Below are 20,955 nucleotides of genomic sequence, written 5' to 3'. Positions count from 1 at the left end.
GGATGTCGACCAGCCCGGTACAGTACCGCTGACCTTGAACATCGACCCCCTCCCCAAGGGGGTGGTGTACACCTTGGCGTACACCGGGCAGGCGCGCGGCGTCACATGTCGCCGGGGTCCCGCAGGTCGCCGCGCATGCCCGGGTCGCGCATGTCCGTGCCGCCGCGCATGCCCGTGTCGCCCGGCATCTGCGTGCGCTCCCGCTCCCGGGCCGGCTGGCCCGTGAGGGCGTCCTCGCGGCCCGCCTGGTAGGCGGCCATGCTGCCCTTGGCGCGGGTCGACTCGGCCTCCATCGTGGTCAGCATGCGCTCCCAGCGCTGCCGCATCGGCGTGATCATGCCGCCGCCGACGCCGACGATCAGGATGCCGGCGCAGGTCGCGAGAGCCGCGTACAGGACGGGCTGGGTGACCGCGGTGGCGATGCCCGCCTGGCCGAGCGCGGCGATGACGCCGAGGGCGAGGATGCCGGCCCACAGGACGGTGGCGACCGTACGGCCGTAGGAGACCGAGGCGAGCGCGCCGGAGACGATGGTGCGGACGGCGTTGGCGATGGCCATCGCGACGACGACCAGGACCACGGCGACGATCGCCCGCGGCAGCCAGGCGACGATGCCGTTGATCATCGTCGAGACGGGGTTGGTGCCGAAGACGCCGAGCGCGAGCTGGAGGGTGACCAGCATCAGCGCGTAGTAGACGATCTTGCAGACGATGCCCGTCATGTCGTACTTGGAGTCGCGCAGCAGCCGTTGCGTGCCCGCGCGTTCGGACAGCCGCTCGGAGCCGACCTTGCGCAGGACCCGGTCCAGGACGCGGGCGATCATCTTGGACACGAACCAGCCGATGGCCAGGATGACCAGGAAGGCCACGAGCTTGGGCACGAACTGGGCGACCTTCGACCAGGCGTCGTTGAGACCCTGGGTGAAGTCTATGGAGAGGGTGGAGACGGGCTCGGCCATGGGAGGGCCTTCCTTCGCTGGGTGCGTCCGCTGGCTACGATCCCCCTCCCTCGTGGATAGCAGCGGTACGGCGGTGAGGGCGTGGTGGCGTGCGCCGTACGGGTGAAGGCCCCGCCGGGGGCGAGGCCTTCGAGGTCGACGCGGGTGCCGTGGGTCAGCACTTCCAGGTGGCCCAGTAGAACTGGCCCTTCAGCTCGCCGTTGCCCTTCAGGGAGACGGGGGTGTCGACGTGGACGCCGGTGCTGCCCCTGCCCGGGTAGTACCAGAAGTAGTGGCCGTCCTTGCGCTTGCCGTAGTGGACCTCCAGCCAGCCCTGCGAGTGGTGGACGTACGGCGCGAACCACCAGGCGCCGCGCTGCCCTGCCGGGATGGTCGAGGTGTGGGTCTCGGTCGCGGTGTGGGTGCTGCCGACGGTCCAGGTCTCGGACTGGGACGTGCTGGCCTTCACGCCCTCCTCGATCTTGTCGCTGAAGCCGACGGACACCTCGACGGAGGTCGACTGCGAGAAGGAGTACTCGGTGTTCGTGGTGTCGGTGTCGGTACGGGTGAGGGTCAGATCGCGGTTGCTCGCGCAGTTGTTGATCACGTTGGAGACCTGGCGCCGCTTGCCGAGGGACGTCCACGCGTTCACCTCGTGGTACTGGCACAGGTCGGTCCTGCCGTGGTTGCAGTCCCAGATCACGTCGGGCTTGTCGTCGCCCCAGCCGGGGCTGGTGTTCGCACTGGCCGTCCCGGCGGAGAAGGGGATCAGGAGGAGGGCGACGGCGGGGGCGAGGGCGGCGAGGATGCGGCGGGGGCGCGCGGTGGGGCGCATGGGGGCTCCTGTCGGAGGGGGTGGGGGTCGCTGACGGCACGATCCTGGGAGCCCGTGGGTTGACCGGCCACCCGTTCCAACAGGGCAAACAATTCCTTACGGGTTCTGGTGGCTTCTAGCGGCTTTTAGTGAGTGAGGGATTTCAGCTGGCGTTGGATGTGGTCCAGGGCGCCTTCCTGCCGGCCGGGGACGCGGAGGCGGAGGCCGGCGAGGACGATGCCGAGTTCGTGGGCGCGGGTGGGGTCGGTGACGCGGCCCCACTGGTGGTGGGCACGGTCCACGGCGGCCTCGACCGCGGGGGCGTCGGGGGCCTGGCCGGCGGTGAGACGGGCGCCGGCCACGGTCAGCCACAGCCGACAGCTGCGGCCCGGATCCCCCGCGAACATCGCGAGATCCGCACGGACCTCCGTCCAGTGCAGAGCCTGCTCCGACCCCGGCCCATGCGCCCTCAACGCCACCTGCTCATACCCCATGGCCAACGAATCAGCCTCCTGATGCCGCCCACCCTGCACGGCGACGGTGATCCGGGTATGCGGATCGTCGTCGGAGACGGGGGCGAATCCGGGGGGCACGGGGGGCAGCCCCGATCCGGAATGGGGGCCAGTGGGGACACCCACCTGAGGGGGGCGCGAGGGATAGGGGGGTACGGCGGTGGGGGCGGCGGGGCGGACGGGGGGTTGGGGGGAGGTGGGGTTCGGGGTGGGGGGTGCGGGGGTCGACGGGGGTGCGGGGGTGGCGGGGGCGGCGGGGGCCTGGGCGGGGAGGGAGGCCGAAGGGAGGGGAGCGGGGGCGGTGCCACGAGCCTGCGCGGGGGGTGACGCCGACGGGACCGGTCCGAGAGCGGGGGCGGCGGGAGCCTGGGCGGGGGCGGATGCCGGAGGAGTCGACGCGGGGACGGCGCCACGAGCCCGCGCAGAGACTGACGCCGACGGGAGCGAGCCAGCAGCAGGGGTGGCGGGAGCCAGGGCGGAGGCGGATGCCGGAGGAGTTGGCGCGGGAGTGGGGAGCGTGGGGGGCTGCGTAGGGGCGGGCCCCTCGGGGACCGGCGCGGAGGCAGGAGCCACGGAAGCCGGCCCGGCCGCGAGCACCTCGCGAGCGGACGTCGACGCAGGGGCGGGGGTGGTCGGGGCTTGCGGAGAGGTGGGGGGTTCAGGAGTGCGCGTGGACGTCCGGGCCGTGGGGAGCGGGGCGGACATGGCGGCCCCGGGTGCCTGCGGCGAGGTAGGAGTCGTGGCGGCGGCCAAGCCCGGAGCGGGGATCTCGGCAGGCTGTGCCGACGCGGGCCTCTCCGTGGGCTGCGGCGTGGCCGGGGGCGGCCCGGTGGGAGCCAGGGTCGGTCCACCGGGGGGAGTCGGGGACGGCGTGCCGGCGGAAGCGTGGGGCGGCGCGCCGGCGGAAGCGTGGGGCGGCGCGCCGGCGGAAGCGTGGGGCGGTGTGCCGGCGGAAGCGTGGGGCGGTGCGTCGGTGGGGCCGCCCGTGCTTCCCGGTGCGGCAACCCGCGGCGCCTCTCCAGTCAGCGGCACCGAAGGCGGGCCTCCCTGCGAGGACCCTCCAGGCACCGGCAACGGCAACGCCCCTCCCGACGCCGCACCCTGCGACGCCCCTCCAGGCAACGGCACCGACGGCGTCCCTCCCTGTACCGGAACCGCCGGCACACCTCCAGGCGACGGCCTTCCCTGCGTCGAGACCGACGGCCCTCCTCCCGGCGCCGCGACCTGCCCCACCCCGCCCAGAATCAACGTCGGCGTCGCCCCACCCCCCGGCACAACCCGCCCCGCCCCACCGGAGACCGGGCGACCCGGCGCCCCGTTCCCACCCACCACCGGACCCTGCGTCGCCGCCCCGGGCACCCCGGCCTGTCCCGCCCCGCCCGAGAACGCCCCCCGGCCCACCGCACCCGGTCCCGCCACATACCCCGCCCCCGACAGGACCAGGTTCGTAGCCGGTTCGTCGCGTAGGCGGGCGAGCGTCTGGTGGTGGAGGTCCGGCGGAGCAGGGCGGTGGCCGCTGCGGAGGATCGTGGCCAGGGCCTTCATGTAGGTGGGGGTGGACAGGGTGCGGCGGGACGGCGGTGGTGCCACCCGGCCGTAGACCACGTTGTTGCGGCCCGCGTCGAGCGCGTTCGTGCGCAGCCACTCCCACGCCTCCCCGTCCGCGTGCAGGTCGACGAAGAGGGTCGTCGCCCCGGGCGCCCGCAGCCGGAACTCCTCGCGGATCCACTGCCACGGCAGGGCCGTGTAGCGGACCGTCGAGGGGGTGGTTCGGGCCAGTGCCAGGTGGGGGAGGTGCTGGCGGCGGTCCAGCGCGAGCTGGCCGGTGAGGTAGACCGTCAACGGCCCCGGCGCTGCCGCCGCCGCGCGCAGGCGCGTCAGGACGGCCTGCGGTTCCAGCGGGTCCGCCAGCTCGATCACGTTCGCCGTGTCCGTACCGGAGAGCACCGAGGGCGCCACCGCCGCGAGGATCGGAAGCACGGACGCCGCGTCCACCAGACAGCCCTTGCCCGCCGGTGAGGCGGCGAGCAGCAGCACGGTCCCGGGCATCGGTCCCTCCCCTTCCCCCGTCGATCAGTACCGCAGCACGTTAACCGCTGCGCGTGCAAAGAACGCCCTCAGGACTGCAAACGTCCCTTTCGGGCAGGCCGGTTCACCCGCCGCACCGCGAACACCGTGGTGTCGTCGGCCAGTCGGCCCCCGCAGTGCCGCAACGTGCCGTCCCGGACGACCGTCACCAGCCGCTCCGGCTCGACCGTACGCGGATCCGCGGCCACCGCCCGGGCCACCTCCTCGGCGAGCACGTAGAACGCCCCGGTGCCGTCCCGCGCCTCCGTCACGCCGTCGGACGTCAGCAGCAGTGTCTCGCCGGGGGCCACCCGCACGAGGTGCACGCGCGGCGGGCCCTCCGACGCCAGCCCGGCGAGCCCCAGCGGCAGTCCGTCCCCCGCCAGCAGCGGTCGTACGCCCGACTCGCCCACCACCAGCGGGGGTTCGTGGCCGAAGACCATCGCCTCCACCACCCCCGTGTCGACCGCGGGGAAGTTCAGCAGCACCGCCGTGGCGAAGCGGTCGCCGTCGTCGCGGCCGAGGGCGGTGACATGGATGTCGTGCCGGTGCATCCGGGTCTCCAGCCGCTCGGCGACGGTCGCGAGGTCCGGCTCGTGGTACCCCGCCTCGCGGAAGGTGCCGAGCAGCGCGGCCGCCGCCTCCACCGCGCCGAGCCCCTTGCCCTGCACGTCCCCGACGAGGACGCGGGTGCCGTGCAGGCCCGGCTGGATGTCGTAGAAGTCGCCGCCGACGCGGGCCTCGCTGTCGGCGGCGAGATACACCTCCGCGTGCTCAAGCCCGCCCCACACGGGTGGCAGCGGGCGCAGCACGGTGCGGCGGGTGGTGTCGGCGACGTCCCGCATGTGCAGCATCGCGCGCTCGCCGCGCACCCGGACCGCGCAGGCCAGCACGGCGAGGACCCCGCCGACGGCGACGAGCACGAAGTCGGGCAGGCCGGACTGGTAGCGGCCGGGCCAGGCGCTGTCGGCGAGGAAGTACGTCACGAGCGAGAGCGCGGCGAAGACGGCGGTCGCCCGGACCCCGCAGATCGCGGCCGCGATACCGGGGACCAGGACGACCCAGGAGATCATCCGGAACTCGCCGCCGGTGTTGAAGTCGACCACCGTGATCGCCGCGAGCAGCAGCAGGGGCGGCAGCCAGGCGACGCTGCGGCCGCGCAGGCGGAGCAGCTGCCCCCGGCCGACCGTGCTCATGGGGCCAGCGAAACACGGGGGCGTACGGGACGCACGTCGTACACCGACTTGCCAGGGGCTGCCCGCAGGTGTGCTCTGGAAGGCGGGGGTTCGGAGCGAGAGGAGTGCTCTCATGGCCCATGCCGCACCCGTCGGTGGGATGCCCCGCACACCGCGTACACGCCGTACACCGCACACACCCCGTACGCCGGACATCTTCGACGCGCGGACGCACCAGGCCGCGCGCATCGGGATTCCCGTGGTGCTCGGGCTCGTCTACGGCTACTGGGCCGCCGCGAACCGCCGTGGCGGAGGGCCGATCACCGGCTGGAACGTGCTGTTCGGGTTCGTCACGGCGATCGCGTTCATCGTGCTGTGCCTGGCCGTCGCGACGTGGGCTCCGCTGCTCAAGCGCGAGCTGCACTCGGCGGTGAAGTCCGGGTTCGCCGGGGCCGCGATCGGGTTCCTGTACGCGCAGACCGGGCAGAGCGTGCTGCGGTCCGTGGCGATCGGGACGGTGGTGAGCGCGGGGATCTTCGCGGTGTTCTTCTACCGGTACTACACGCGGGAGGACGGTGAGGGGAACCGCATCCGGTAACCCTCACCGTCCGTCAGGGACTTCACCACCCGCTCGGTATCCAGTTCCACGGGCTCGTCGACGTCGACGAGCCCGCCGCGCTCCAGCTCCACGAGCCCGACGCGCTCGTGCCGGAGGCCGACGCCGCCCAGGAGCCGGACCAACTGGGGTCGTTCCAGTCGGGGTTGGCCCAGGTGTCGTTCTTCCAGCGCGGGCACGGGTCCGCGCAGGACGGCACCTGGGCGCCGTAGGTGTCGACGAACGCCGCGCTGACCCAGCCCTGCGCGCCGACGAACCAGTACCAGTACGGGTTGCCGTTGACGCTCTGCCCGCGGACCATGCACTCGACGCGGTCCTGGCTGCCCGGGGACAGCCGGTCGACGACCGCCGAGTCCGTGGTGGGCGCCGCCCGGACGTTGAGGGCGGTGCGGGAGACGATGGTGCCCCAGATCGGACTGCCGCCACCGTGGCCTTCGGTGTACGTGGGCGGGGCTGCCGCCGCTGAGACGCCCGCCGCCGAGACGGCGAGCGTTCCGCCGGTGAGCAGGGCCACGGCCAGGGTCCGCAGGGCCGTAGTGGTGCGCATGGTCGGCCTCCTTATCCCCTTGATGTCCCCTTGATCCATGAGACACCCGTTCGGGTGAACCCTCCACCGGAAGGTGGAATCCGCAGCTCCACCGCTCGCACGGCCGCCTTCGGCGCCGTTCCCTGGCAGGGTGCCCGCCCGTTTCCGGTCCGCCCGTTTCCGGTCCGCCCGCCTCCGCACCGCCCTGTCGGCCGTGCTGATCGCCCTCTCCTGCCTCCTCGTGCCGTTCGGCGCCCTCGCGGCCTGGGCGGTGTACGGGCTCGCCGACACGGACCGGTACGTCACCGCCCTCGCCCCGCTCGCCGCCGACCCGGCCGTCCAGGACGGTGTCGCGGACGCGGCGGCGAGTGAACTCGGGGCGCCGATACGGCCGTTCGCAAGGGAGTTCACCCGTACCGCGGCCTTCCCGGGCGCCTGGGACGCGGGCAACCGGGCAGTCCACCAGGCCGTGTTGAGGGCGATCCGCGACGGCGGCCACCACGAGGTGACCGTGGACCTCGCCACCGTGGACCACGGGACGCTGCCGCACACCACGGTCGCCGTGCTCCCGGCGCCCGAACTCGACCGTCTGCGAAGGGGCTACGACGTGCTCGAAGTCGCCGGTTTCTGGCTGCCGGTCTCAGCCGCCGTGCTCGCCGTCGCCGGGATCGCGGTGGCCGCCTGCCGCCGCCGCGCGCTGACCGCGACCGCCCTCGGCACCGCCCTGGGCGGCGCGCTGCTCGGTCTCGCGGTCGCGATCGGCCGCCATTTCACCCTGGCCGACCTGCGCGACCCGGTGCACCGCCCGGCCGCGGGCGCGGTCTACGACGCCCTGACGGCCACCCTGCGCCAGGCGTCCTGGCTGCTGGTGGCGGTGGGGCTGACGGTCGCGCTCGGCACCTGGGCCGTCCCGTACCTGCGCGGTCGTACGGCTCCCGCTCCGGATTCACAGATTTCTGACCAGAACATGACCATCGTGTCACCGGGTGATCCCCCGGCCGCCACCCGGCCCACGCCGGGAACCGGCAGCGTCGGGTGACGACCGGCCGCGGGCAGCAGCCGCGCGGCCGCCGTGAACCGAGGAGCCCCCACGATGACACGCATCGCCCTCCACCTTGGCGCCATGACCGGCCTGGCCCTCTCGCTCGCCGCCGCCCTCCCCGCGCAGGCCGCCGACGTCACCGAGGCCCAGTGGCTGACCGACGTGGCCGCCGTCACCGGTCCCGCGCAGACCTACATCGACTCCCGGGCCGCCGCGAACACCTCGGGCGCCAAGCTCGCGATCGTGCTCGACATCGACAACACCGCGCTGGAGAGCCACTTCGAGGGCGTCGGCACCAACACCCCGGCCACCCCGCCGGTGCTCGCCCTCGCCCAGGACGCGCACGCCAAGGGCCTGAGCGTGTTCTTCATCAGCGCCCGCAGCAACCTCTTCGACTCGGTGACCACGTCGAACCTGAAGAACGTCGGCTACACCGTCGACGGCCTCTACGCCCGCACGGTCGCGCAGATGGTCAGCCAGTCCGTCCAGACCTTCAAGACCTCGCAGCGCAAGGCGATCGAGGCGAACGGCTACGACATCGTCGCGAACATCGGCAACAACACGACGGACCTGGACGGCGGTTACGCCGACGCCACCTACAAGCTCCCCGACTACGACGGCCTGTTGGACTGACCGTCGGAGCGGCCGTCGGAGCGACCGTTGGAGTGGCCCGCGCCCCGCGCGGCGACATCGGCGAGCGTGCCCAGCGCCCGCTCCAGGTCCGCCAACGGGGCCGAGGCGAGCCCGAGTCGCACCGCGTCCGGCGTGCGGCTCGGGTCGACGGCGAAGGCGGGCCCCGGGGTGACCGCGATGCCGTAGGCGGCCGCGGCGGCCGTGAAGGTGTCCGCCCGCCAGGGCGCGGGCAGCTCCCACCAGGCGTAGTACGCGCGCGGATCCGACCGTACGGCGAAGCCGCGCAGCCCGGCCGCGAGGATCCGCTGCCGCCGCCCCGCGTCCGCCCGCTTGGCCGCGACCAGCCGGTCCACGGTGCCGTCCGTCATCCACCGCACCCCGGCCTCCAGCGCGAACCGCCCCGCGCTCCACCCCCCGGACCGCACCGCGTCCGCCACCGTCCCGACCCGCCGCGGCGGTACGACGAGGAAGCCGACGGTGAGCCCGGGCGCGACCCGCTTGGACAGCCCGTCGACGACATGGGTGAGGCCGGGGGCGTAGGAGGCGAGCGGGTCGTCGGTGTCGGCGAGGAAGGACCAGATCCGGTCCTCCACGACAGGGATGTCCAAGTACTCGACGGTGCGGGCGAGTTGGCGTCTGCGCTCGCGGCTCGTGGTGGCCGACGTCGGGTTGTGCAGGGTGGGCTGGACGTACAGCGCCGCCAGGGGTGCGGCGCGGTGCGCGGCGGCCACCGCGTCGGGGCGCAGGCCCTCCTCGTCGGTGGCCAGCGCCACGAGCGTGATGCCGAGGCGGGCCGCGATGTCCTTGACCACGGGGTACGTCAGCTGCTCGACGCCCAGCCGGCCGCCGGGCCGGACCAGCGAGGCGAGGGCGGCGGCGACGGCCTGGCGGGCGTTGCCGGTGAACAGGATCCGCTCGGGGCGCGGGCGCCAGCCCGGGGTGGCGAGGAGGTCGGCGGCGGCCTCGCGGGCCGCGGGGGTGCCGGTGGCGGCGGCCGGGCGCAGGGACTCGGCCAGCACGTCGGGGCGCAGGAGCGCCGAGAGCGCGGGGGTGAGGAGCTCGGACTGGCCTTCCGCGGAGGGGTAGTTGAGCTCCAGGTTGACCGGCGCGGGCGCCTCCTCGGTGAGCCCCCTGCCGGCCGGGTCGTCCGGCGCGGCCCGTACGAAGGTGCCGCGGCCCACCTCGCCGACGACCAGCCCGCGCCGCACGAGTTCGCCGTACGCCCGCTCCGCCGTGGACGCGGCGATGCCGTACCGGCGCGCGAACTGCCGTTGCGGAGGCAGGCGTTCGCCCGGACGGAGCCGTCCGGCGGTGATGTCGGCGGCTATGCGGTCGGCTATGCGCCGGTAGTCGGTCATGGAACCTCCGTCCTGATTCTGCCTCGCCACCGGGATTGCACCGAGGGCAAAGATCTTATTGCACCGATGTGTTGGGCCGACCTAGGGTCGAACACATGGCGACAGCAACCCCGTTGGTCCTGGTCCACGGCCACCCCTTCGACCACACGATGTGGAACCCGCAGCTCGACACCTTCTCCGACGACCGCCGGGTGCTCGCCCCCGACCTGCGCGGATACGGCACTCCGCCGTACGCCTCTCCGGTCACGCGTTTCGAGCAGTTCGCCGAGAACATCGAGGCGCTCCTCGACGCGTCGGGGATCGAGACCTGTGTGCTGGCGGGCCTGTCGATGGGCGGGCAGATCGCCATGGACTGCTGCCGCCGCTTCCCGGGGCGGATCCGGGGCCTGGTCCTCGCCGACACCTTCCCGGCGGCGGAGACCCCGGAGGGCGTCCGGGTCCGGCATGAGATGGCGGACCGGCTGCTGCGCGAGGGGATGCGCGGGTACGCCGACGAGGTGCTGGAGAAGATGGTCGCGCCGTACGCCGCCCCCGAGGTCAAGGCGCACGTGCACCGCATGATGACGGCCACCGACCCGCGGGGCGCCGCGGCGGCTCTGCGCGCTCGCGCCGCCCGCCCCGACTACCGCGAGCTGCTCACCCGTTTGACCGTCCCGGCGCTGGTCGTGGTGGGCGCGGACGACACCTACACGCCCGTCGCCGACGCGCAGGCGATGCACGCGGCCCTCCCCGACTCCGCGCTGCACGTCGTCGAGGGCGCGGCGCATCTGCCGAACCTGGAGCGGCCCGCCGAGTTCGACGCGGCGCTCGGGGCGTTCTTGGTGGAGGTCGACAGCCGCTCGTAGGGGCGGACGGTGAACCGCCGGAGACTCGGTATCGACCGGCATCGGCCGCGGCGGGTGCGGCTTGGTGGGGGCGGGCGTTTTGCGCCCACGCGGCGGAGCCGCATATCGACACAGCCCCGCGCCCCTAAAAGATGCGCCTACGGTTCGGTGGTGGGTCGGGGCCGGGGGCGGGGGGTATCCGTCCTCGGTCCGGCGGTGCTGTCGATTGAGAGGTACGGGGTAACGGACGCCGGCCGCTGCGGGCGGACACCCCCCACCCCCGTCCCCTCACCGCCATACGCGGCCACACAAGACAGCCGGGGTGCACTGGAGCTCTTTTAGGGGCGCGGGGAACTGCGCGACCAGCCCCCACCGGGCCGCACCCGCCAAAGCGCCGAAGGCACCCGGCACCAGGATGGGCATGCCGGGCGCCGTCGCCGACGTGCGCGGTCACGCCGTACGCCTGCAACTGGCCCACCCGATGCCACCGCTGCCCGGCCAACTCACGTTGTGGCGCCGGGAGTTGTCCGATGTCCGGGACTTCGCCGCGTCGGTGCCGCCCGCACGCCGACCTGGCCGGCCCGCACGGCCCCCGCGATCGGCGCCCAGATCGACCACGTACTGGTGTCTGCGGACTTCTCGGCGGATGACGCCCGCTTCCTGGACCTGGCGGACACGGACCGCCGGGCCCTGCTGGTCGACCTCACGCTCCACCAGCGGGAATGACGTGTAATGGGCGCATGTCCCGGATCGACCTCACCCCGCCCGACTGGCTGGTGCGCAACCTCCGGCCCCAGCAGGCGCCCGTCAACCGCTCGGCGGTGGCGCGCGCGGCGATCGCGATGGCGCTGCCGGTGGCCGTCGGCCTCCTGTGCGATCAGCCCGCGTACGGCGCCCTCGCCTCCATGGGCGCCCTGTCCGGGGTGATCGGCGACACCGCCGACGCGTACCGGATGCGCATCCTCAACATCGCGATCCCCCAGCTGTTCGGCGCGCTCGGCGTGACGCTCGGCTCGCTGGTCTACGGCGAGGGCTGGCTCGCGGTGGCGGCGGTCACCGGCGTCGCGCTCGTCTCCGGCATGATCTCGACGATCGGCGCGGTGGCCTCGGTCTCCGGCCTGCTCCTGCTGCTGAACTCCGTGGTCGGCGCGGGTCTGCCGATGCCGGGCGAGTGGTGGCTGGCCCCCGTGCTCATGACCGGCGGCGGGCTCCTGGTCCTGGCCCTCGCGCTGCTCGCCTGGCCGCTCAGGTCCGGGGTCCCGGAACGGGCCGCGGTCGCGGGCACCTACCGCACGGTCGCCGCCCTGATGGCGGCCTGCGGACGCGAGCGGTACGACGAGGCACGGCACGCCGTCACCCAGTCCCTGAACCAGTCGTACGACCTGATCCTCGCCCGGCGCGCCCGCCACCACGGCCGCAGCCCCGAACTCACCCGCCTGCTCGCCCAGTTGAACGCCATCACCCCGGTGGTGGAGGCGGCCCCGGCCGCACAGCTGGGCGGCACGCGCCTGCCCGACGAGATCCCCGAAGCCGTACGACACCTCGCACGCGCCGTCGAGACGGGCTCCACTCCGGAGCTACGGCTCCCTCCGCCGACCTCGGAGACGGCGCGAGCCGTGGACCACGCGCTGCGCCACGCCGCCGAGGTCGTCGCCGCACCGGACATCGACCCCCAGGGCTTCGACGACCGCCTCGGCCGCCCCGCCGCCCTGCGCATCCGGGCCGCCCGCGCCGCCCGCAACGTCGCCCTGTCGGCGGCCTCCTGGCGCTACGGCCTGCGCCTGGCCCTGTGCATCGGCCTCGCCCAGGCGCTGGTCTCCCTGATCCCGGTTCCCCGCTCCTACTGGGTCGCCCTGACCATCACCTTCGTCCTCAAGCCCGACTTCGGCTCGGTGTTCTCCCGCGCGCTGCTGCGGGCGCTGGGCACGGTGGCGGGGCTGGTGGTCGCCGCGGCGGTCCTGTCGGAGGTGCCGCGCGGCTGGTGGGACGTACCGGTGATGCTCCTGCTGGCCCCGCTGATCCCGTTCCTGACCCCTCGGGGCTACGGCTACCAGACGGCGGCGATCACCCCGGTGATCCTGCTCCTCTCGGACGTCCTGAACCACCAGGGCACGGCCCTGCTGATGCCCCGCCTGCTGGACTCCCTCATCGGCTGCGGTATCGCGCTGGTGGCGGGGTATCTGTTGTGGCCGGAGAGCTGGCACACGAGGGTCGGCGACCGGCTGGCGGACGCGGTGGCGGACACGGCGAGGTACGTGGAGGCGGCGTTCGGCGCCGACGTCGACCCGTCGGCCCGAGCCCGCATGCGCCGCCGCCTCTACCGCGACCTGTCCGTCATCCGCACAGAATTCCAACGCGCCCTGACCGAACCCCCACCCATGGGCCGCCGGGCGGCGGCCTGGTGGCCCCTGGTGGTGGCGGTGGAGCGGATCGTGGACGCGACGACGGCGGCGAGGGTACGGGTGCGGCATGGGGCGGAGCCGCCGTCACCGGCCGAGGTTGCGCAAGTTGCTTTGCAGCTGCGGCAGTTGGCCGATGGCCTGAGGGAGGCGGAGGAGTTGTACGCCGTCCGCACAGACCTGCCAGGTCCTGCGGACAGCGTTTTGGAGCCACTGAGGCAGGAGGTAGCAGCCGCAAGAGCCGTGGCGCAACCTACCTAGGGGCGCGGGGAACTGCGCGACCAGCCCCCACCGGCCCCGCAGCCGCCATCAAACCCCGATGTCCCCTCCGTCCTTGCGCCAAACAGCCACCACAGCAGGCCGAACGATCTTCCCCGGCCCATCCGGCCACGTACTCGCGGGACTCTCGACAGTCGCCCCACTGATCTCCCCGGGATGCTGCACAGCAACCAGCACCCGCCGATCCTGCACAAGCGGCCCACAGGTCTCCGCACCCGTCGGCACCGTGAGGAACTGCTTCAACTCCCCCCGCCGCTCCCCCTTGGTGGCGACCCCGAACAACCCGTCGTGCGACCCGAGTTGATTGCCGTCCGTCGAGATCCACAGATTCCCGTGCGGATCGAAGGCGACATTGTCCGGGCAGGAGATAGGACTGACACCCTCCTTCGGGAACCCGGCGAAGTACGTGCCCGGATCCTCCGGATCACCGGCGACGAGGAACAACGTCCAGGCAAACCTCGTACTGTCGGCCCGATTCCACCGCTCGGTCAGCTCGAGAACATGCCCGTGCTTGTTGGCGTTCCGAGGATTCGCCTCGTCGGCAACGGCGTTCGCCCCAACACCCCGGTTCGTGTTGTTGGTGAGGGCGACATACACCTTCCCGGTGTGCGGGTTGGGCTCGATGTCCTCGGGCCGGTCCATCTTCGTCGCCCCGACCTTGTCCCCGGCGAGCCGGGTGAAGACGAACACCTCCTCCGCGGTCATCCCCTCGACATGCGAGACGGCCCCCTTCGCGGTGGCCGTGGCCAGCGGAATCCACTCACCGCTCCCGTCGAACTCCCCGTCGGCGGGCAGCTTCCCGGTGCCGTCGATCTCGATGGCGGGCGAGTCACCGGTGAGACGGGCGACGTACAGCGTCCCCTCGTCGAGCAGCGAGAGATTGTGCTCGCGCGCGCTCCGCCCGCTGCCGTGCCTCATCCGCTTGCTGCCGACGAACTTGTAGAAGTAGTCGAACCGTTCGTCGTCACCGGTGTAGACGACGGGACGCCCGTCGTCGGTGAGCCGCACGGTCGCCCCCTCGTGCTTCACACGCCCAAGAGCCGTCCGCTTACGAGGAGTTGAGGTCGGGTCGTACGGGTCCAGCTCGACGACGTACCCGAACCGGTGGGACTCGTTGGGCTCCTGGGCGACGTCGAACCGCTTGTCGAAGCGTTCCCACTTGCGCTCGGTGGCGCCGGTGCCGAGCCCGTACCGCTTGTCGGTGGTCCGGGTCCCGTTGGCGAAGTACTGGTTGAAGTTCTCCTCGCCGTGGAGGGTGGTGCCCCACGGGGTCGTGCCGCCGGAGCAGTTGTTGAGCGTGCCGAGGACCTTGCGGCCGGTCGGGTCGGCGGAGGTCTTGAGGAGGTCGCTGCCGGCGGCGGGCCCGGTGAGCCGGAACTCCGTGGTGGCGGTGACGCGCCGGTTGAGCGGATGACGCGGTACGGCGTGGAGGGCGCCGGTCCTCCGGTCCCCCTCCACGACGACGACACCGAGGCCGTGCGCGGCCCAGGCGACCTCGACCTGGTTACGGGTGGGGTTGGCGGCGTCGTAGCCGCGGAACATGAGCACCTCGTCGGTGTACTCGTGGTTGGCGACGAGGATCTGCCGGCCGTGCTCGCCCGGGAGGGGCAGCAGGGCGAGGAAGTCGTTGTTGTACCCGAACTGGCCGGCCTGGGAGGCGCCGGTCTGGTGCTCCGGGTCGAAGGCGGGCGCGCCGCGCAGGATGGGGTCGCCCCAGCGGACGACGACGTTCTGCCGGTAGCCGTCCGGGATGGTCACGGTGTCGGCGGTGTTGGGCGCGACGGGGGTGAAGCGGAGGCCGCGGGCGCCCTTGGCTTTGGTGGCCGCCTGAGCGTCCTGAGCCGGGACGACGGTTCCCACGGCGGTGGCCGCCGTGACGACCGCGGCGGCGCGCATCACCGTACGGCGGCTGAGCGCGGTGGCGATGACGTCGCCGACGTACGGGTTGGCGGTGGTGTTGGGCGCCGGGTGGAAACAGGCGTCACCACACCGAAAACGACAGGTGAGGGCGGACCGCCCACCGGGATGCGACGGACCTTCCCCGCCGGACGTCCTGATCAACGGCAGCTGTATACGCACTTTGCACTCCCCTTGCTTCCCCTTGAAGCTCGCGTGACGGACGGTAGGTGCGTGTCCGTGCGGGAGCGGGGCGGGGCGGTGAACGTCGGATGAACCCGGGGTGTCCGTAGGGGAGTTGCGTGGGACGCCGTACTGAGGCCGAATGTGAGCCTTGACGTAGGCATCTGTGGCCTGTTGGCCCCTGCCGAAGATCGCCGTCGGGGGCCGCTAACCTTACGTGTCCGTCCTGGCCAGGGATTGACGGGCTTCAACTCATGCGAAGGGTTGCGCACATGGGCATTCTCACTCTCCTGCGGAACGCGTTCGGCGGCCGCTCACGCAAGGGGCGGGTCCCTGCGCAGGAGGCGGCGCCTGAGCCGACGGCACCGGAGCGGACGGCGGCGCCGGAAGCGACGCCGACCGAGCCGACGCCCACGCCGACGCCGACGCTCACGCCGGACCCGATGCCTGAGCCGACGGCGACGACAGAGGTCCCGGAGCCCCGCAAGCCCACCACGCCCCTGTCCCAGGCCGAGCACGACTTGGTCTCGGCGGCGTTCGACAACGTGGCAATCCCGAAACAGACGCCTCCGGCGGGGGAACCGACGACTACGGCGGAGGAGCGGCGGGCTGCGGAGCCGGTGGAGGAGCAGCCGGTCACGGGGTCCGTGGAGGAGGAGCCGGCCGCGGAGTCGGCAGAGGGGGAGCCGGTCACGGAGCCCTCGGAGGAGAAGCTGGGCTCGGAGTCGGTGGAGGAGCAGCCGGTCGCGGAGTCCGCGTCGGAGCCCGAGCAGGCCGCTGCCACGCCGGAGCCGACTCCGGAGGCCACCCCTGAGCCGGAGGAGCCCGCCTCCGAGGCCGCGGCCGAGCCGATCGCGGAGACCGAAGCCGCCGAGAACGAGCCGGTCGCGGAGAGCACGCCGGAGCCGGACCAGCCCACCGCCACGGAGGAGTCCACCTCCGCGCCGGAGGCCGAGGCGACGGCGGACGCGGAAGTCACCGAGAACGAGCCGGTCGCCGAGCCCACGCCCGAGGCTGACCAGCCCGCCGCCGAGGAGCCGGCCTCCGCGACCGCCACCGAGCCGGAGGCGGAAGCCGCCGAGCCGACCGCTCCCGCCGAGGCCGCTGCGGAGGAGCCGGCCGCGGAGGCCGCCCCCGAGACGGAGCAGCCAGCCGCGGAGGCGTCCCCTGAGCCGGAGCCCGAGCCGGTCGTCGCGGCGGAGCCGCAGGAGGAGCCCGAGGCGCAGCCGGAATCGGCCGCCGAGGTCACCCCCGAGCCGGTGGCCGAGGAAGAGCCGAAAGCCGCGCCGACCACCGAGCCCACCCCGCAGCCCGCACCGGAATCAGCCCCCGAGCCGGAGCCGGCATCCGCCCCGGAACCGTCGACCGCGACCGCGCAGGAACCGTCGACCGCACCGGAGCCCCCCGCCACCTCGGAGCCCTCCACCACCCCCGACTCGGCCGCCACCCCGGAGCCTTCCGCCACCCCCGACTCGGCCGCTGCCCCGGAACCGGCCCCCACCCCCGAGCCGGTAGCCGCCGCAGGCGACACCCCCGCGGCCGCCGACGGCGATTCCGCCCCGCAGGGGCCACCCGCGGTCGACGACGAAAGCCGCACGGGTGGTGCCGGTGGGAACACCGGCGCCGAAGGCGAAGCCGAGGCCGCCGTCGCCCAGGACGCCGCCGCCCTCGCCCTCGCCAAGGCCGGCCTCACCACCGCCCGCGCCAGGACCTACCTCGTCCTCGACCGCTCCGCGAGCATGCGCCCGTACTACAAGGACGGCTCGGCCCAGGCCCTTGCCGACCAGACCCTCGCCCTCGCCACCCACCTCACCCCGAGCACAGAAGACACCACCGTCCACGTGGTCTTCTTCTCCACCGAGGTGGACGGGACCATCGACCTCACCCCCACCTCCCCACCCGACGCCATCGACGACGCCCACGCCGGCCTCGGCCGCATGGGCCGTACCAGCTACCACACAGCCGTGGAAGCCGTACTCGCCCACTACGACAAAACAACGGCCCCCGACACGAAGCCCCCCGCCCTCGTGATCTTCCAGACGGACGGCGCCCCGGACGCGAAGACCCCCGCGACCCAGGCCCTGACCGACGCCGCGAAGACCCACCCCACCGTGTTCTTCTCGTTCGTCGCGTTCGGCGAGCACGAGAACAAGGCGTTCGACTACCTCCGCAAGCTGAAGACCCCCAACGCGGCCTTCTTCCACGCGGGCCCCACCCCCAAGGAGCTCACGGACGCCGAGCTCTACGACGGCGTACTGATCGACTGGCGCCCGTAGCAAAACTCGTAGCACCACCCGCAGCACCACCCCTGCCGCCCGCTTCTCACCCCGTAAAACGGGAAGCGGGCGGCATACACATGTCGGCTACGATTTCAAGGTTCGAAAACCCGAGACAGCACCGACCTGGGAGCAGCCCCCGATGGCTCGACACCTCATCACCAGCGCCCTTCCGTACATCAACGGGATCAAGCACCTGGGCAACATGGTGGGGTCCATGCTCCCGGCGGACGTGTACTCCCGCTACCTCCGCCAGCGCGGCCACGACGTCCTCTACATCTGCGCGACGGACGAGCACGGCACCCCCGCCGAGCTGGCCGCGAAGGAGCAGGGCATCCCGGTCGCGGACTTCTGCGCGCAGGCGCACGACGCGCAGAGGGCGGTCTACGACGGCTTCGCGCTCGCCTTCGACTACTTCGGCCGCAGCTCCAGCGAGCAGAACGTCGAGATCACCCAGCACTTCGCCCGCCGCCTCAACGAGAACGGCTTCATCGAGGAGCGGGCGATCCGCCAGGTGTACAGCCCCACCGACGGCCGTTTCCTCCCGGACCGCTACGTCGAGGGCACCTGCCCCCACTGCGGCTACGACAAGGCCCGCGGCGACCAGTGCGAGAACTGCACGCGCGTCCTGGACCCGACCGACCTAATCAACCCGCGCTCGGCGATCTCCGGTTCCACGGACCTGGAGGTGAGGGAGACCAAGCACCTCTTCCTCCTCCAGTCGAAGCTCCAGCACGAGGTCGAGGAGTGGGTGACGGCCCACGAGGCGGAATGGCCCCAGCTCGCCTCCTCGATCGCCCGCAAGTGGCTGAACGAGGGCCTGCACGACCGTGCGATCACCCGTGACCTGGACTGGGGCGTCCCGGTCCCGTCCGACACGTGGCCGGAGCTGGCGGCGGAGGGCAAGGTCTTCTACGTCTGGTTCGACGCCCCGATCGAGTACATCGGCGCGACGAAGGAGTGGGCGGACCTGGACCCGGCGAACCGGGACTGGAAGTCCTGGTGGTACGACGTCGACGCCGACGTCCGCTACACGGAGTTCATGGCGAAGGACAACGTCCCGTTCCACACGGTGATGTTCCCGGCCACGGAACTGGGCGTGCGCGAGCCGTGGAAGAAGGTCGACTACGTCAAGGCCTTCAACTGGCTGACGTACTACGGCGGGAAGTTCTCCACGAGCCAGAAGCGGGGCGTCTTCACCGACCAGGCCCTGGACATCCTGCCCGCCGACTACTGGCGCTACTTCCTCATCGCCAACGCCCCCGAGTCGGACGACTCGTCCTTCACCTGGGAGCACTTCACCGCGACCGTCAACAAGGACCTGGCGGACACCCTCGGCAACTTCGTCAACCGAGTCCTCTCCTTCTCCAAGAAGCGCTTCGGCGAGGAGGTCCCGGCGGGCGGCGAGCCCGGCGAGGCGGAGACGAAGCTGGGCGAGCAGATCGCGGACCTCCTCGCCGAGTACGAGCAGCAGATGGAGTCCCTCCAGTTCCGCAAGGCCGCGGCGGCCCTGCGCGCCCTGTGGTCGGCCGGCAACTCCTACCTGGAGGAGAAGGCCCCCTGGCTGGAGATCAAGACGAACCCGGAAGCCGCGGCCCTCACCCTCCGCACGGCGATGAACCTGATCCACCTCTACGCGGTCGTCTCGGAACCCTTCATCCCGACGACGGCGGCCACCATGCGCCAGGCCTTCGCCCTGAAGGACGACACGGCCACCTGGACCACCCCGCCCGAGGCCAAGTCCCTCACCACCCTCACCCCCGGCATCCCCTTCACCGTCCCCCCGGTCCTCTTCGCCAAGCTCACGGACGAGGACCTGGAGAACTACAAGGAGCGTTTTGGCGGCGCGCCGGCCGCGTAAGGCGCACACCGCGAAGGATGTAGATCCAATCTACGTAGATTGGATCTACACAAACCGCGCGCAACAGACGGCGTCAGCTTTCCGACGCGTAAGCCACGAAGCCCGCCCACGCCTCCGGCGCCAGCGCGAGGCGGGGGCCGGCGTCGCGGTACTTGGAGTCGCGGACGTGGACGGTGACGGAGGTGGTGGCGACCTCGACGCAGGAGTCACCGTCGGGGCCGTCGCTGTAACTGCTCTTGAACCACGCCGGCTCGGAGGCGTCACCGGCAGCGGGCTTGCGGATCATGTTTCTCCCAGCAGTCGCTCGATGAGGGCCGCCGACTCCCCCGGGGGAAGAGCCTGGGCCCGGATGGTGCCGTATCGCAGCTCAAGGATCCGCAGTTCCCTCAGGTCCGAGACCGGGCGGCCGTTGAACGCTCCGTCGCAGCGTCCGACGGCCGTGCCGTCCTCGAACTTCAGCAACTCGATCCTCCCGCTCATGCCCGGATGCGGTGGGCTGTCCAACGGCATCACCTGAAGCGTGACGTTGGGCAACCGCCCCACCTCCAGCAGACGTTCGAACTGCTGTCGCCGCACCATTGTGCCTCCAACCCCGCGGTGCAGCGTCGCCTCTTCCAGGACGAAGGCGAGGGTGGGAGCGGGCGAGCGTTCGTAGACCGACTGCCGGGCCATCCGCGCGGCCACGCGTCGCTCCAGGTCCTCGGGCGAGTAGACCGGCAGCCACGATCCCAGCAACGCCCGTGCATGGTCGGGCGTCTGGAGCAGACCGGGGATGCTGCTGCACACGTACACCCCGATCTCGACCGCCTTCTCCTCCATCGTCGCCAGGTCCCGCACCTTCTTCGGGTATCGGACCTTCTTCACGTCCTCCCAGGACGCCGAGATCAGTCCGCCCGCGCCCAACACCTCGTCGGACCGGTCCAGATACTCCTGCCTGGGAATCCGCTTCCCCGCCTCGATCTTGTAGACCATGTCCTCGCCGTACCCGACCGCTTCCCCGAAGTCGGGCACCCGCATCCCCACGGCCTCCCGCCGCAGCCTCAACTGCCGTCCCACCGTGGCGAGTACGGCCAGTCCCCAGTCGTCGTCCGGATCCACCTCCCAACCCGGCTCGTCCGCCTCGGTCCTGAGCCGTCCCGCCACCGCGTCCACCGACATCCCGCCCCTCCGTCGTACGACCGTGCCGCAACACCCCTACCCGCACACGCCTACCGGACAGTCCGGACACTCCTGGACAATGCCTGGACAGTCGCTGTGCGAACCGGCGCTCTGCTCACGGGAGATCACATGTCCAGGACGACGAAACCGGACACCATCGACCACGCGCTGACGACACCGGCGCCGATCAACACGGACGACCGGGCCCGGGCGCTGCGCTGGCTCCAGGAGAACGCCGACGCGTTCCTCGACTTCGATGTCCTCGAAGAGCGGGAGCACTCAGGACTGTGATCCATCTCCCGACCGCGTGCGTGGCCCGACCCGTCGACGATCCGAGCGCCACGCACCGAAGCCTGAGTCCTCATACTCCGGTCCGACCTGCGCTCCCTATGAACCACCCA

At 72.3% G+C, this 20,955-nt stretch carries 16 protein-coding genes and 3 pseudogenes; 9 read left to right on the top strand and 10 right to left on the bottom strand.

Annotated features, from left to right (window positions below):
• Positions 1-101: 101 nt before the first annotated feature.
• The 5 genes and pseudogenes from ABZ896_RS32950 to ABZ896_RS32930 all read right to left on the bottom strand — a co-directional run bounded on the left by ABZ896_RS32950 (position 102) and on the right by ABZ896_RS32930 (position 5,524).
• A complete protein-coding gene (locus ABZ896_RS32950; protein WP_360937070.1) occupies positions 102-956 on the bottom strand; it encodes a hypothetical protein in 855 nt (284 codons plus the stop codon).
• Between the two features lie 154 nt (positions 957-1,110).
• Complete coding sequence (locus ABZ896_RS32945; RefSeq protein ID WP_360937068.1) at positions 1,111-1,770, bottom strand: hypothetical protein; 660 nt, start codon at positions 1,768-1,770, stop codon at positions 1,111-1,113.
• A gap of 125 nt (positions 1,771-1,895) precedes the next feature.
• Positions 1,896-2,309: pseudogene (locus tag ABZ896_RS32940) on the bottom strand (hypothetical protein); the annotation flags it as partial.
• Positions 2,310-3,692: 1,383 nt separating this feature from the next.
• Positions 3,693-4,310, bottom strand: a pseudogene (locus ABZ896_RS32935) (hypothetical protein); the annotation flags it as partial.
• A gap of 68 nt (positions 4,311-4,378) precedes the next feature.
• A complete protein-coding gene (locus ABZ896_RS32930) occupies positions 4,379-5,524 on the bottom strand; it encodes a PP2C family protein-serine/threonine phosphatase (protein WP_360937066.1) in 1,146 nt (381 codons plus the stop codon).
• A gap of 139 nt (positions 5,525-5,663) precedes the next feature.
• Here ABZ896_RS32930 and ABZ896_RS32925 point away from each other — a divergent pair, with 139 nt between their 5' ends.
• Complete coding sequence (locus ABZ896_RS32925) at positions 5,664-6,101, top strand: hypothetical protein (RefSeq protein ID WP_360937073.1); 438 nt, start codon at positions 5,664-5,666, stop codon at positions 6,099-6,101.
• 22 nt (positions 6,102-6,123) lie between these two features.
• Here the strand turns inward: ABZ896_RS32925 and ABZ896_RS32920 are convergent, their stop codons facing one another.
• Positions 6,124-6,666, bottom strand: a complete 543-nt coding sequence (locus ABZ896_RS32920; protein ID WP_360937064.1) for an SH3 domain-containing protein — start codon at positions 6,664-6,666, stop codon at positions 6,124-6,126.
• 130 nt (positions 6,667-6,796) lie between these two features.
• Between ABZ896_RS32920 and ABZ896_RS32915 the strand changes: the two genes are divergently transcribed.
• Together ABZ896_RS32915 and ABZ896_RS32910 are read left to right on the top strand one after the other, a co-directional pair.
• Positions 6,797-7,684: a hypothetical protein gene (locus tag ABZ896_RS32915; RefSeq protein WP_360937062.1), complete on the top strand. Its 888-nt coding sequence runs from the start codon at positions 6,797-6,799 to the stop codon at positions 7,682-7,684.
• Between the two features lie 54 nt (positions 7,685-7,738).
• Positions 7,739-8,320, top strand: coding sequence for an HAD family acid phosphatase (locus tag ABZ896_RS32910; RefSeq protein WP_360937060.1), 582 nt, complete (start codon positions 7,739-7,741; stop codon positions 8,318-8,320).
• Here the strand turns inward: ABZ896_RS32910 and ABZ896_RS32905 are convergent.
• Positions 8,299-9,678 carry a PLP-dependent aminotransferase family protein gene (locus ABZ896_RS32905; RefSeq protein WP_360937058.1) on the bottom strand — a complete coding sequence of 460 codons (1,380 nt, stop codon included), beginning with the start codon at positions 9,676-9,678 and terminating at the stop codon, positions 8,299-8,301. The genes ABZ896_RS32910 and ABZ896_RS32905 overlap by 22 nt on opposite strands.
• A gap of 95 nt (positions 9,679-9,773) precedes the next feature.
• Between ABZ896_RS32905 and ABZ896_RS32900 the strand changes: the two genes are divergently transcribed.
• The 3 genes and pseudogenes from ABZ896_RS32900 (at position 9,774) to ABZ896_RS32890 (ending at position 13,162) form a co-directional block, all read left to right on the top strand.
• Complete coding sequence (locus ABZ896_RS32900; RefSeq protein WP_360937056.1) at positions 9,774-10,523, top strand: alpha/beta hydrolase; 750 nt, start codon at positions 9,774-9,776, stop codon at positions 10,521-10,523.
• A 382-nt stretch (positions 10,524-10,905) separates the two neighbouring features.
• Positions 10,906-11,228: pseudogene (locus ABZ896_RS32895) on the top strand (endonuclease/exonuclease/phosphatase family protein); the annotation flags it as partial.
• Between the two features lie 14 nt (positions 11,229-11,242).
• Positions 11,243-13,162, top strand: coding sequence for an FUSC family protein (locus tag ABZ896_RS32890; RefSeq protein ID WP_360937054.1), 1,920 nt, complete (start codon positions 11,243-11,245; stop codon positions 13,160-13,162).
• Positions 13,163-13,210: 48 nt separating this feature from the next.
• On the opposite strand, the gene ABZ896_RS32885 is transcribed toward ABZ896_RS32890, so the two are convergent.
• Positions 13,211-15,259 carry a PhoX family protein gene (locus ABZ896_RS32885; protein WP_360937052.1) on the bottom strand — a complete coding sequence of 683 codons (2,049 nt, stop codon included), beginning with the start codon at positions 15,257-15,259 and terminating at the stop codon, positions 13,211-13,213.
• Between the two features lie 272 nt (positions 15,260-15,531).
• Between ABZ896_RS32885 and ABZ896_RS32880 the strand changes: the two genes are divergently transcribed.
• Positions 15,532-17,535, top strand: coding sequence for a VWA domain-containing protein (locus ABZ896_RS32880; RefSeq protein WP_360937050.1), 2,004 nt, complete (start codon positions 15,532-15,534; stop codon positions 17,533-17,535).
• A gap of 142 nt (positions 17,536-17,677) precedes the next feature.
• Complete coding sequence (metG, locus tag ABZ896_RS32875) at positions 17,678-19,396, top strand: methionine--tRNA ligase (protein ID WP_360937048.1); 1,719 nt, start codon at positions 17,678-17,680, stop codon at positions 19,394-19,396.
• A gap of 73 nt (positions 19,397-19,469) precedes the next feature.
• On the opposite strand, the gene ABZ896_RS32870 is transcribed toward metG, so the two are convergent.
• The gene (locus ABZ896_RS32870) at positions 19,470-19,682 is read right to left on the bottom strand and encodes a DUF397 domain-containing protein (RefSeq protein ID WP_360937046.1); all 213 of its coding nucleotides are present in this window, start codon (positions 19,680-19,682) and stop codon (positions 19,470-19,472) included.
• A complete protein-coding gene (locus ABZ896_RS32865) occupies positions 19,679-20,554 on the bottom strand; it encodes a helix-turn-helix transcriptional regulator (protein ID WP_360937044.1) in 876 nt (291 codons plus the stop codon). Before ABZ896_RS32865 ends, ABZ896_RS32870 begins: the two co-directional genes overlap by 4 nt.
• Before the next feature lie 129 nt (positions 20,555-20,683).
• Between ABZ896_RS32865 and ABZ896_RS32860 the strand changes: the two genes are divergently transcribed.
• Complete coding sequence (locus tag ABZ896_RS32860) at positions 20,684-20,845, top strand: hypothetical protein (protein WP_360937042.1); 162 nt, start codon at positions 20,684-20,686, stop codon at positions 20,843-20,845.
• Positions 20,846-20,955: the final 110 nt, after the last annotated feature.

The organism is Streptomyces sp. NPDC047072 (genome assembly GCF_040643855.1).
In the GTDB taxonomy this organism is placed as follows: domain Bacteria; phylum Actinomycetota; class Actinomycetes; order Streptomycetales; family Streptomycetaceae; genus Streptomyces.
Note: the sequence above shows the minus strand (reverse complement) of the source record. Positions and strands in the feature narration are given on the sequence as shown.